Below are 12,491 nucleotides of genomic sequence, written 5' to 3'. Positions count from 1 at the left end.
CTTTACCCTTGCCGCGTTCTTCCGCTGTACGTTTCAGTCATTTCCTGCCATCACTGCTGTTGTTACTTGCGGGGTTGGCGGCTGCGTACGTCAAAGACCTCAACGTGTTCTTCACTTCGCTGTTCAACGTGTTGCCGACGTTGGTGCTGTTGCTGGGCGGCGCGTATTGCGCGGTTTACCGCCGTCAGCGCGAACTGTTTCTGATGCTCACGGTGTACATCGCCTACTTTCTGCTCGACACCCAGACCGACTATTACCGCGACAACGGCAAGGTGCGCGACGACGCCGCCGTGGTGTTCCACCTGGTCTGCCTGCTGCTGCCCTTGCTGTTCGGTCTGTTTGCGGCGTGGCAAGAACGCACCCACCTGTTTCAGGACATGGTCGCGCGGTTCGCGGTGTTGCTCGCTTTTGGCAGTGTCGCCCTCGGTCTTGAGCAGAGTTATCCCCAGGCGCTGCTGATGTGGCTCTCGGAGATCCGCTGGCCAGCGCTGCACGGCGCGTGGATGAGCCTGATCCAGATGTCCTATCCGGTATTCCTCTCGGCATTCCTGCTGTTGGCCTGGCAATACTGGCGTAACCCGCGTCCGCTGCATGCGGCGCAACTGGTCGGCTTGCTCGGTGTGTTCTGGATGCTGCCGAAAACCTTCATCCTGCCGTTCACCCTGAACATCATGTGCAGCCAGGTGATGCTGATGATTGCTGCCGCCGTAGCGCACGAAGCCTATCAAATGGCCTTCCGCGATGAGCTCACCGGTCTGCCGGGGCGGCGCGCACTCAACGAACGTATGCAACGCCTCGGCCGTAACTATGTGCTGGCGATGAGTGACGTCGATCACTTCAAGAAATTCAACGACACCCACGGCCACGATGTCGGTGACCAGGTGTTGCGTCTGGTCGCCAGCAAGCTGTCGAAAATCAGCGGTGGCGGTAGGGCATATCGCTATGGTGGTGAGGAATTTGCCTTGGTGTTCGCAGGCAAAACCCTCGAGGAATGCATGCCGCACCTGGAAGTTATCCGCGAGTCGATTGCGTCCTACAACATTCAACTGCGCAATCAGGAAAACCGTCCGCAGGATGACCAGCAAGGTCGCCAGCGCCGCAGTGGCTCCGGTGCGTCCAGTGTTTCGGTGACGGTCAGCATTGGCGTCGCCGAACGCGTCGAGCAGCGCACGCCGGAAGAAGTGCTCAAGTCCGCCGACCAGGCGCTGTACAGCGCCAAAGGTGCGGGGCGTAACTGCGTGATGGCGTTCGGGCAGAACCGCCGTGGCGCGGTGCGTATGGACAATGCTGCAGGTTGAGTGATGACCGCGCATTCAGCGTCTGGACAGTGATTGTGGGGCGTAGTGGCCAGCAGTAGGTTGAAACCATCTGCTGACGGAGAAGCCACCATGCCCGAGTACAAAGCTCCCCTGCGCGACATGCGCTTTCTGATCGACCACGTCTTCGATTTCCACACCCAATACGCCGCGCTCGGCGCCCACGACGCCAGCCCGGACATGATCAACGCGATCCTCGAAGAGGGCGCGAAGTTCTGCGAGAACGTTCTGGCGCCACTCAATCGCAGCGGCGACGAAGAGGGCTGCCACTTCGACAGCGGCGTGGTGACAACGCCTGCAGGTTTCAAAGAAGCGTTCGCGCAATACGTCGAGGGCGGCTGGCACGGTCTGGCGGCAGATCCGGCTTACGGTGGCCAGGGCCTGCCGAGTTCGCTGGGGCTGGTGATCAGCGAAATGGTCGGCTCCAGCAATACGTCCTGGGGCATGTACCCGGGCCTGACTCATGGCGCGATGTCGGCCATCCACGCCCACGGCACCGCCGAACAGAAAGACACGTACCTGAGCAAACTCACCGCCGGCCAGTGGACCGGCACCATGTGCCTGACCGAAGCGCATTGCGGCACCGACCTGGGCATCATCAAGACCCGCGCCGTGCCCCAGGCCGACGGCAGTTATGCAGTTACCGGCAGCAAGATTTTCATCTCTGCCGGCGAGCACGACATGAGTGACAACATCATCCATCTGGTGTTGGCCAAACTGCCGGATGCGCCCGCCGGGACCAAGGGCATTTCGCTGTTTATCGTGCCCAAGTTCCTGCCGGACGCAGCGGGCGAAGCGGGCGAGCGCAACGGCGTTTCCTGCGGTTCGATCGAACACAAGATGGGCATCAAGGCCTCGGCCACCTGCGTGCTGAACTTCGACGGCGCCAAGGGCTTTCTGATCGGCGAGCCGAACAAGGGCCTCAACTGCATGTTCACCATGATGAACCATGCACGCCTCGGCACCGGGATGCAGGGCTTGTGCCTGGGCGAGGCGAGTTTCCAGGGCGCGGTCAAATACGCCAACGACCGCTTGCAGATGCGCGCCCTGACCGGCGCCAAGGCCCCGGACAAACCGGCCGACCCGATCATCGTTCATCCAGACGTGCGGCGCATGCTGTTGACCATGAAAGCCTTCAACGAGGGCAATCGTGCGCTGACCTATTTCACCGCGCAGCTGCTCGATGTCGCGCACCTGGGCAGCGACGCCGAGGCGCGGCAGGAGGCCGAAGACCTGTTGGCGTTCCTCACACCGATCTGCAAGGCGTTCATGACCGACACCGGGCTGGAAGTGACCAACCACGGCATGCAGGTGTTCGGCGGTCACGGCTTCATTCGTGAATGGGGCATGGAGCAGTTGGTTCGCGATTGCCGGATTGCGCCGATCTATGAAGGCACCAACGGCATTCAGGCGCTGGACCTGCTCGGTCGCAAGGTGCTGGGCAGTCAGGGCAAGTTGTTGCGCGGCTTCACCAGAATCGTCCACAAGTTCTGCGCGGCCAACGCGGGGCATCCTCAGTTGGGCAGCTTTGTCGCGCAGCTCAATGAACTCAACCAGCAGTGGGGCGAGCTGACCATGCAGGTCGGTATGGCGGCGATGAAAAACCCGGACGAAGTCGGCGCCGCGTCGGTGGATTACCTGATGTACAGCGGTTACATCATTCTGGGTTATCTGTGGTTGCGCATGGCGCTGGTGGCGCAGGCGCAGTTGGAGGCGGGTGAGGGGGACGGGGATTTCTGTCGGGGTAAATTGGCGACCAGCGAGTTCTATTTCAAGCGCTTGTTGCCGCGCACGGCTGCGCATCGGGCGGCGATCGAAGCGGGGAGTGAGTGTTTGATGAAGCTGCCGGCGGCGTTGTTTGCACTCTGATACCACTTTCTGTGGCGAGGGCGCTTGCTCCCGCTTGAGTGCGCAGTGCTCACCGATCGGGGGCGGCTTCGCACTCTAGCGGGAGCAAGCGCCCTCGCCACAGTTTTTTGCGTTCTTTGAATGTCGGCTCAAGCTGGTGACTAAAAATAACAAAACAGTCACCGGTTGACCCTATGTGTCGCAAAAGTTGTTGGGGTACACTCCAGCTCAACGAAAACATCATTCCACGAATCACCTGTTTAGATCTTGCGAGGTTTGCCATGGCTGACTACAAAGCGCCGCTGCGCGATATGCGCTTCGTCCTCAATGAAGTGTTCGAGGTCTCGAAACTGTGGGCCGAACTGCCGGCACTGGCCGAGACCGTTGACGCCGAAACTGTTGAAGCCATCCTCGAAGAAGCCGGCAAGGTCACCAGCAAAAGCATCGCCCCTCTGAGCCGTGCCGCCGACGAAGAAGGCTGCCACTGGGCGGACGGCGCCGTCACCACCCCGGCCGGTTTCCCACAGGCTTATCAGACTTATGCCGAAGGCGGTTGGGTTGGCGTGGGTGGCGATCCGGCCTACGGCGGCATGGGTATGCCCAAAGCCGTGTCGGCCCAGGTCGAAGAAATGGTCAACTCCGCCAGTCTGTCCTTCGGTCTGTACCCGATGCTGACGGCCGGCGCCTGCCTGTCGATCAACGCCCACGCCAGCGAAGAGCTGAAAGCGGCGTACCTGCCGAACATGTACGCCGGCGTCTGGGCCGGTTCCATGTGCCTGACCGAGCCGCACGCTGGCACCGACCTGGGCATCATCCGCACCAAGGCCGAACCTCAGGCCGACGGTTCCTACAAGGTCAGCGGCACCAAGATCTTCATCACCGGCGGTGAGCACGATCTGACCGAAAACATCATTCACCTGGTGCTGGCCAAGCTGCCGGACGCCCCGGCCGGCCCGAAAGGCATTTCGCTGTTCCTGGTGCCTAAGTTCATGGTCAATGCCGATGGCAGCCTCGGCGCGCGCAACCCGGCGAACTGCGGTTCGATCGAACACAAGATGGGCATCCAGGCCTCCGCGACCTGCGTGATGAACTTCGATGAAGCTGTCGGTTATCTGGTCGGCGAGCCGAACAAAGGCCTGGCGGCGATGTTCACCATGATGAACTACGAGCGTCTGGGCGTCGGCATCCAGGGCCTGGCCACCGGCGAGCGCTCGTACCAGAACGCCATTGAATATGCCCGCGATCGGCTGCAAAGCCGTTCACCGACCGGCGCGCAGAACAAGGACAAGGTCGCCGACCCGATCATCGTCCACCCGGATGTGCGTCGCATGCTGCTGACCATGAAGGCGTCCAACGAGGGCGGCCGTGCGTTCTCCACCTACGTGGCGATGCAGCTCGACACTGCCAAGTTCAGCGAGGACGCGACGACGCGTAAGCGCGCTGAAGATCTGGTGGCGCTGCTGACGCCGGTGGCCAAGGCGTTCCTGACCGACCTGGGCCTGGAAACCACTGTCCACGGCCAGCAGATTTTCGGCGGCCACGGCTATATCCGCGAGTGGGGCCAGGAACAACTGGTGCGTGACGTGCGCATCACCCAGATCTACGAAGGCACCAACGGCATTCAGGCGCTGGACTTGGTCGGGCGCAAGATCGTGGGTAGCGGCGGGGCGTTCTACAAGCTGTTCGCTGACGAGATCCGTCATTTCACCGCGACTGCCAGCGCTGACCTGGGCGAATTCACCAAGCCGCTGAACGACGCCGTCGACACCCTCGACGAGTTGACCGCATGGCTGCTGGACCGGGCGAAAACCAATCCGAACGAAATCGGCGCGGCTTCGGTCGAATATTTGCAAGCGTTCGGTTACACGGCTTACGCCTACATGTGGGCACTGATGGCCAAGGCCGCGTTGGGCAAGGAAGCGCAGGATGATTTCTACGCCAGCAAGCTGGGTACCGCGCGTTTCTATTTCGCCCGTCTGCTGCCACGCATTCACTCGTTGAGCGCGTCGGTGAAGGCCGGTAGCGAGTCGCTGTTCCTGCTGGATGCGGCGCAGTTCTGATGCGATGACGTCATGTAAGCATTCTCTTACATGACGTGCTGCTGTTCTCCCATAGGCGTAGATTGGATCCAGAGCTAATCTACATTTCATGGACGTCGCGCAGGAAGCGCAAAGCAACAACACGGACACGTAGGATTCTGCCAGGGTGGCGGAGTGAAATGGATGTCAGGGAAACAGTCTGCAAAGCCCCGCTTCGGCGGGGTTTTCTTTTGCCTGAAGAAAAGTGTTCAGGCGATCGGATCCAGCGGCGACTTCACTTCACGCTCCATCACTTCCTCAAGCAATGTCCGCAGCAGCGCCAGTGACGCCTGCTGGCGTTGTACGTCGCGACACACCAGCCCAACCTTCAGCGGCACCCGTGGTTCGCTCAGCGGTTTCCACAGCAGTTCCTGGTCGTCGTACTCCTTCTGCGAACGCCCGGGCAACACCGTCGCCAATTTGGTGTGCGGCAGACTGTCGAGAATCCCCACCATATTGTTCAGTTCAGCCTGTACCTGCGGGCGACGGCCAAGGCTGGTCAGCTGCGCTTGCCAGATCTGACGTATCTGAAACTCTTCGCCGAGCAGCAGCATCGGTAACTCTGCGGCTTGTCGTATCGAGACTTTCTTGAATTCACGCAGCGGGTGATCCGCTGGGATTACAAGCGTCAGTTCATCTTCGTACAGCATCACGCCATGCAACCCTGGCTGACGTGGTGGCAAATAGCTGATGCCGATATCCAGCGAACCGTTCAGCAGACGCCGTTCAATCTCCATCCCGCTCAATTCATAAATCTGCACCACCAGATGCGGTTGCGCCTTGCGCACGCGCTCCAGCATTTGCGGCACCAGGCTGGTGTGCACGGTTTGCAGCACGCCAATTGCCAGGGTGCGCAATGCCTGTCCCTTGAAGTTGCCCAACGCCTCGCGCGCCCGTTGCAGACCATCGAGCAAGGGCAGGGCGTGGTTGTACAAGGTATGTGCAGCCAGAGTCGGTAGCAGGCGTTTGCTGCTGCGTTCGAACAGCGTGACGTCGAGGTTTTGTTCGAGCTGGCGAATCTGTTGCGACAACGCCGGCTGCGAGATCGACAGCCGTTCAGCGGCGCGGCCGACATGGCCTTCTTCGTAGACCGCGACGAAATAACGCAGTTGTTTGAAATCCATAAGTAATGCTTATCGAAAATGCTGGGAAATCGAAATGGCCCGCAGGCCTCGGCGAGCTTAGTCTAACCGCATTCACAAGGCTTACAGGGCCAGAAAGCGCGATGAATAGCGTTTGCTTCGACAGTGTTTGCATAGGCAGTTCAAAACACCTCAAACGAGGTGTTTTTCAATGAATCTGTTCAGTTTGCGGCGCCAGGCGCCGAGTCTCGACGACCTCGCCTTTGCGGCCGATTCTGCTGAAATCAACGAAAATCTGAGCACCGAGCGGCTGATGCCCAGTGTCGAGCGACCGCAACAGGTGTTCGTTCGCGGTCAGGGTTCCTGGCTGTGGGACAGTAATGATCGCGCTTATCTCGACTTCTCTCAGGCCGGTGGCGCCAACAGTCTTGGGCACAGTCCTTCGGCATTGGTCAAAGCCATCGCCAGTCAGGCTCAGGCACTGATCAATCCCGGTTTCAATCTGCACAACCGCGGCATGCTCAGCCTCACCGAACGCCTGTGCGCGAGTACTTCCAGCGATCAGGCCTACCTGCTCAACAGTGGCAGCGAAGCCTGTGAAGCGGCGATCAAACTGGCGCGCAAGTGGGGGCAACTGCATCGTGGTGGCGCTTCGCGGATCATCGTGGCGAAGCAGGGGTGTCACGGTCGTAGTCTGGCGACGATCTCGGCATCGGACAGTTGTAACCTGCACAACCGTTTCGCGCCATTGCTGCCCGGTTTCGATCCGGTGCCGTTTAACGATTTACCGGCGCTGCATGCGGCAGTCGATGCGCAGACCGTGGCGATCATGCTCGAGCCGATCCAGAGCGATGCCGGGGTGATTCCAGCCACCGGGCATTACCTTAAGGGCGTTGAGCGTTTGTGCCGCGAACTGGGGATTCTGCTGATTCTCGACGAAGTGCAGACCGGCATGGGGCGCTGCGGCAGCTTGCTTGCCGAACAGTCCTATGGCGTACGCGCCGATATCGTCGTGCTCGGCAAAGGCCTTGGCGGCGGTGTGCCCCTGGCGGCGCTGCTGGCGCGAGGCAAGGCGTGTTGTTTTGACGCGGGTGAACTGGGCGGCACGCATCACGGCAATGCGCTGATGACAGCGGCTGGCCTGGTGGTACTCGACAGCGTGTATGACCGCAGCTTCCTGCAGCAGGTCAACGATAATGGCCAGCATCTGCGCGAAGGCCTCGCACGATTGGCACACCGTTACGACCACGGCGAACTGCGCGGCCAAGGCCTGTTCTACGGACTGACCCTGTCGGGCGATTCCGCCGAGGCCGTGGTCCATGCCGCGCTGCACGAGGGCCTGCTGCTCAACGCCCCGCAAGCCAACTGTCTGCGCTTCACCCCGGCGCTCACAGTGAGTAAAACCAATATCGACGAAATGCTCCTGCGCCTGGGCCGCGCATTCTCGCGAGTGCGCACCGCGCAACTGCAATGTCGCAAAGGGATTGCCGTCTGAGCTGAAGTTTCCTACCCGATTTCCAGAACCGTCTCGCGGTATAACGCACGCCCTACGCCTGATTCTTTTGGCGTGGGGCGTTTTTTTGTGGCCGGGTTTTGCAGATAGCGTTGATTGCTTGAGCGTTCGTCCTGCGAATGGTTTTTTAGAAAGCCCAGCCGGGCCAGCCGGTATTCGCTCGCTACTTGAACACTAGCGCGTCGACAGTCAAGCAATGGGAGTCGGGAGACCAACACCCCAGCGGCATGGCGCTGAAGTTACTGAGCATCGTGCAGAAGCACGGACTGCAAATTCTTAGCTGAGCTATCAGTTTGATACCGATACCGTGATTAGCACTGAACCCTGACGAGCGGCAAAGGTCGATTAGCTTGTATGGCTCATGTGAGCCAACCCCCATTCAGGAGCTGACCCATGGACTTCATTCGCATCATCATCGCCATTCTGTTGCCGCCACTGGGTGTGTTTCTGCAGGTCGGGTTCGGCGGGGCGTTCTGGCTGAACATTCTGCTGACGCTGTGTGGCTACATTCCGGGGATCGTGCATGCGGTGTACATCATCGCCAAGCGCTGAGTTCAGCGGTGCCAGATAGATAGCTATCGCGGGCAAGCCTGCTCCCCCAGTGTTTTAGGTTGGTCACAAGTTTTGTGTAAACCAGCGAACCTGTGGGAGCGGGCTTGCCCGCGATTGGGTCGACGCTATTTTTAAACAGGCGTGGTGCTCAGTCAGCCAACCCCATCACCCGCCGATAAAACTTCCACTCCTGTTCCAGCGCATGCGCCTGATTGGCGGCGCGGCGGAAGCCGTGGCGTTCTTCGGGGTAATAATGCGCTTCGACCGGGATGCCGTTCTGTTCCAGTGCCGTGACCATGTCGCGGGTCTGTTGCGGAACAACCACGGCGTCCAGTTCTCCCTGAAAGAAAATCACCGGCACACGAATGTTGCTCGCGTGCAGCAAGGGTGTGCGGGCAGCGTAGCGTTCGGCGTCCTGCTCGGGATCGCCGATCAGCCAGTCCAGATAATCACCTTCGAACTTGTGGGTCGCCCGGGCGAGTGCCACCGGGTCGCTGACGCCATAGAGGCTGGCGCCAGCGCGGAACACCTGCTGAAACGCCAGCGCACACAACGTGGTGTAGCCCCCGGCGCTGCCTCCGCGGATAAATGCGCGCTCGCCGTCGATCAAACCTTGTCTGGCCAGATACGCCACCACCGCGCAGGCATCCTCGACATCCACCTCACCCCAACTCAGATGCAACGCCTGACGGTATTCGCGGCCATAGCCGCTGCTGCCGCGATAGTTGAGATCGGCAACGGCGAAGCCGCGTTGCGTCCAGTACTGAATGCGCGGGTCGAGCATCGGGTAGCAGGCCGAGGTCGGTCCGCCGTGGATGAACACCACCAGCGCTGGTTTTGTCTCGCTGCTCATGGCCGGATAAAAGAACCCGTGGGCTTCGCCCGAACCGCTTGGGTAGCGCAGGGTTTGCGGGCGGCTGATGCGTTCTGCAGGCAAAGGCGCCACGCCGCCGGCCAACACGTTCACTTTGCGCGTCGCCCGATCAATGGCGATGACCGCCGAAGGACTGATCGGCGAGGCGGCAATGCAGTAGATAAATTGTGCGTCTAAAGCGAGATGACGGAAGCGGCTGTAGTCGCCAGTGAAGTCGTCGTCGCCAAGGGTCAGGCGACCAAAACCACCTTCGCTCCAGCTCGCCAAAAACGAACGCTCGACAGGGCGCCAGGTGCAGCCGCCCAGTTGCCACGGCGCGGGTGCATGATCGGCCGGCGCAGCGGGCAATGATCTCAAGCCGTCGGCAGTTTCAACCCACGGCTGCCAGAATCCAGCACGATCGGTCAGGCAATACAGGCGTCCTTCGGCATCGAAGCGCGGTTGTTGAATGGACTCTTCAATCTCGGCGCCGGCAATGCATTGCGGTGCTCCGAATGTGCCATCGGTCAAACGCTCAGCCACCTTCAACCGCGTCGACGTCCAAGGCTGATGCGGGCGGCTCCACTCGATCCAGGCCAGGCGCCGGCCATCCGCACTGATGATCGGCGCCGCATAAAAATCCGCGCCCTCAGCCAGCACATGCCGCGTGCCGTCAGCCAGATCAATCGCTACCAGCCGATGTTGATCACGCCACTCTTCAACCGCCAGAACCTGGCCAAAAGCAAAATGCAGATCGCCATAACGACACTCGCCTGACGTCAGCGCCTCAGGCGCGCCATCCAGGGTCTGTCGATACAGCTGCTGGTCCGCCTCATTGACGAAAACCACCCCGTTCAGCGTCAGACAAAACGCGCCACCGCCATATTCGTACACCCGACTGCGCACGCTGAAGCCATCCGGCGTCAGACATTTCGCCACGCCATTGTGCCACTGCCAGATCCGGCACGCGGCGTCCTGCGGGCGATATTCATTCCAGAACAAACCGTGGACGCCGAGTTGCAGTTCGGCGAAGTCCATTCCGGCGGCGACGGCCTGGGCGGCGCTGAAAGGCTCAGCCCTTGGCGATGAGGCGTGAGTTTCGTTCATTGCGAAAGGCCAGTTGTTCGATGGTCTGGGTGGCGGTCTCGGCTTCTTCGCGGGCCTTGAGGATCACGCCGTGATGTTCGGATTTGCTGCACACCGGGTCGGCGTTGCTTGCGTCACCCGTGAGCATGAATGCCTGACAGCGGCAGCCGCCGAAATCCTGTTCCTTTTCGTCGCAGGAGCGGCACGGCTCGGGCATCCAGTCGTAACCGCGAAAACGGTTGAAGCCGAACGAGTCGTACCAGATGTGCTGCATGCTGTGATCGCGCACGTTGGGAAATTGCACCGGCAGCTGTCGGGCGCCATGACAAGGCAGGGCGGTGCCGTCCGGGGTGACCGTCAGAAAGATACTGCCCCAGCCGTTCATGCAGGCTTTCGGGCGTTCTTCGTAGTAGTCCGGGGTCACGAATATCAGCTTGCACGGATGCCCTTCGGCTTCCAGCTTGGCGCGGTATTCGTTGGTGATGCGTTCGGCGCGCACCAGTTGTTCCTTGGTTGGCAACAGGCCGACACGGTTGAGCTGCGCCCAGCCGTAGAACTGGCAGGTGGCGAGTTCGACAAAGTCGGCCTCGAGCGCGATGCACAGCTCGATGATGCGGTCGATCTTGTCGATGTTGTGCCGATGGGTGACGAAGTTCAGCACCATCGGATAGCCGTGGGCCTTCACCGCACGAGCCATTTCCAGCTTCTGCGCGAAGGCTTTTTTCGAGCCGGCGAGCAGGTTGTTCACTTGCTCGTCACTGGCCTGGAAGCTGATCTGGATGTGATCGAGACCGGCCTTCTTGAAATCGCTGATTTTTTGCTCGGTCAGGCCGATGCCGGAGGTGATCAGGTTGGTATAGAAACCCAACTGCCGCGCTTCACGAATCAGCTCGGCCAAGTCCTGGCGCACCAGTGGCTCGCCACCGGAAAAGCCCAGTTGGGCCGCGCCCATCTCCCGCGCTTCGCGGAACACCTTGATCCACTGCTCGGTGCTCAGCTCTTTGCCCTGCTCGGCGAAATCCAGCGGATTGGAGCAGTACGGGCATTGCAGCGGGCAGCGGTAGGTCAGTTCGGCGAGCAGCCACAGCGGCAGGCCGACCTCCGGCTTGGGCGGCAGATCAGTCAAGGGTGATCCAGTGCTGTGCACGGGCAACCTCCATGAATTGCTCGATGTCGTCACCGAGCTCAGGCACGCCGGGGAACTGCTCATCGAGTGTGGCGATGATCGCTGCGACATCGCGTTCACCGTCGATCAAACCACCGATCAGCGCGGCGCTGTCGTTGAGTTTGATCATGCCTTCCGGGTAGAGCAGCACGTGGCCTTTTTGCGCCGGTTCGTACTGGAAACGGTAGCCGGGACGCCAGGTCGGGGTCTTGCTGCGATCGAAACTCATAAGGTGATTCCTTTGTGCCAGACCCGTTGTTCGGTGACGCTGTGATAAGGCGGGCGGTTCAGTTCGTAAGCCATGCTCATGGCATCGAGCATGCTCCAAAGAATGTCCAGTTTGAACTGGAGAATTTCCAGCATGCGCTCCTGGCCTTCGCGGGTCTTGTAATGCTCCAGCGTGATCGCCAGACCGTGCTCGACATCGCGCCGCGCCTGACCGAGGCGGGTGCGGAAATATTCGTAACCGGCCGGGTCGATCCACGGGTAATGCTGCGGCCAGCTGTCGAGGCGCGACTGGTGGATCTGCGGCGCGAACAGTTCGGTCAACGAGCTGCTGGCGGCTTCCTGCCAACTGGCGCGGCGGGCGAAGTTGACGTAGGCGTCGACCGCGAAACGCACACCGGGCAGCACCAGTTCCTGGGAGCGCAGTTGATCGGGGTCGAGGCCGACCGCCTGACCAAGGCGCAGCCACGCTTCGATACCGCCGTCTTCTCCGGGGGCGCCGTCGTGGTCGAGCAGGCGTTGAATCCACTCGCGGCGGATCTCGCGATCCGGGCAATTGGCGAGGATCGCCGCGTCTTTCAGGGGGATGTTCACCTGATAGTAGAAGCGGTTGGCGACCCAGCCCTGAATCTGTTCGCGGGTGGCGCGGCCTTCATACATCGCCACGTGGTACGGGTGGTAGATGTGGTAATAAGCGCCTTTGGCGCGCAGGGCCGCTTCGAATTCGCTGGGGGACATAGGAGTGTCAGTCATATCTGTTCTCCGGGAACAAG

10 protein-coding genes and 1 pseudogene are annotated in these 12,491 nt (G+C 60.6%); 6 read left to right on the top strand and 5 right to left on the bottom strand.

The genetic code is table 11. From position 1 onward, the window contains the following. Positions 1 to 8: 8 nt before the first annotated feature. The 3 genes from ACXX9E_RS02915 to ACXX9E_RS02905 all read left to right on the top strand — a co-directional run bounded on the left by ACXX9E_RS02915 (position 9) and on the right by ACXX9E_RS02905 (position 5,224). Positions 9 to 1,298 carry a GGDEF domain-containing protein gene (locus ACXX9E_RS02915; RefSeq protein WP_458555005.1) on the top strand — a complete coding sequence of 430 codons (1,290 nt, stop codon included), beginning with the start codon at positions 9 to 11 and terminating at the stop codon, positions 1,296 to 1,298. Positions 1,299 to 1,388: 90 nt separating this feature from the next. Beyond that, entirely contained in the window at positions 1,389 to 3,185 is a 1,797-nt protein-coding gene (locus tag ACXX9E_RS02910; protein ID WP_186746532.1) for an acyl-CoA dehydrogenase C-terminal domain-containing protein, read from the top strand. A 260-nt stretch (positions 3,186 to 3,445) separates the two neighbouring features. Then, positions 3,446 to 5,224: an acyl-CoA dehydrogenase C-terminal domain-containing protein gene (locus ACXX9E_RS02905; RefSeq protein ID WP_123469308.1), complete on the top strand. Its 1,779-nt coding sequence runs from the start codon at positions 3,446 to 3,448 to the stop codon at positions 5,222 to 5,224. A 227-nt stretch (positions 5,225 to 5,451) separates the two neighbouring features. Here the strand turns inward: ACXX9E_RS02905 and ACXX9E_RS02900 are convergent, their stop codons facing one another. After that, positions 5,452 to 6,366, bottom strand: coding sequence for a LysR family transcriptional regulator (locus ACXX9E_RS02900; RefSeq protein ID WP_123469306.1), 915 nt, complete (start codon positions 6,364 to 6,366; stop codon positions 5,452 to 5,454). A 169-nt stretch (positions 6,367 to 6,535) separates the two neighbouring features. Here ACXX9E_RS02900 and ACXX9E_RS02895 point away from each other — a divergent pair, with 169 nt between their 5' ends. From ACXX9E_RS02895 to ACXX9E_RS02885, 3 genes and pseudogenes are all read left to right on the top strand, one after another. After that, positions 6,536 to 7,819 carry an aspartate aminotransferase family protein gene (locus ACXX9E_RS02895; RefSeq protein ID WP_123469304.1) on the top strand — a complete coding sequence of 428 codons (1,284 nt, stop codon included), beginning with the start codon at positions 6,536 to 6,538 and terminating at the stop codon, positions 7,817 to 7,819. 164 nt (positions 7,820 to 7,983) lie between these two features. Then, positions 7,984 to 8,121, top strand: a pseudogene (locus tag ACXX9E_RS02890) (helix-turn-helix domain-containing protein); the annotation flags it as partial. A 109-nt stretch (positions 8,122 to 8,230) separates the two neighbouring features. Continuing rightward, on the top strand, positions 8,231 to 8,389 hold the full coding sequence (locus ACXX9E_RS02885) for a YqaE/Pmp3 family membrane protein (protein WP_003228885.1): 159 nt from the start codon (positions 8,231 to 8,233) through the stop codon (positions 8,387 to 8,389). A gap of 148 nt (positions 8,390 to 8,537) precedes the next feature. On the opposite strand, the gene ACXX9E_RS02880 is transcribed toward ACXX9E_RS02885, so the two are convergent. From ACXX9E_RS02880 to pqqC, 4 genes are read right to left on the bottom strand one after another with little or no spacing between them, the layout of a single operon-like run. Continuing rightward, positions 8,538 to 10,349 (bottom strand): alpha/beta hydrolase family protein, encoded by a 1,812-nt coding sequence (locus ACXX9E_RS02880; protein WP_458555004.1) that lies wholly within the window; start codon positions 10,347 to 10,349, stop codon positions 8,538 to 8,540. Continuing rightward, positions 10,315 to 11,454, bottom strand: coding sequence for a pyrroloquinoline quinone biosynthesis protein PqqE (gene pqqE, locus ACXX9E_RS02875; RefSeq protein WP_185015838.1), 1,140 nt, complete (start codon positions 11,452 to 11,454; stop codon positions 10,315 to 10,317). The genes ACXX9E_RS02880 and pqqE overlap by 35 nt, the downstream gene beginning before the upstream one ends. Further along, positions 11,447 to 11,722: a pyrroloquinoline quinone biosynthesis peptide chaperone PqqD gene (gene pqqD, locus ACXX9E_RS02870; RefSeq protein WP_128613999.1), complete on the bottom strand. Its 276-nt coding sequence runs from the start codon at positions 11,720 to 11,722 to the stop codon at positions 11,447 to 11,449. The genes pqqE and pqqD overlap by 8 nt, the downstream gene beginning before the upstream one ends. Beyond that, positions 11,719 to 12,471, bottom strand: coding sequence for a pyrroloquinoline-quinone synthase PqqC (gene pqqC, locus ACXX9E_RS02865; protein ID WP_123469296.1), 753 nt, complete (start codon positions 12,469 to 12,471; stop codon positions 11,719 to 11,721). Before pqqC ends, pqqD begins: the two co-directional genes overlap by 4 nt. Between the last annotated feature and the right edge of the window lie 20 nt (positions 12,472 to 12,491).

The sequence above is a fragment of the Pseudomonas sp. GNP014 genome, assembly GCF_054344005.1.
The sequence above is the reverse complement of the archived record's forward strand: the minus strand, read 5'-3'. Positions and strand labels throughout refer to the sequence as shown.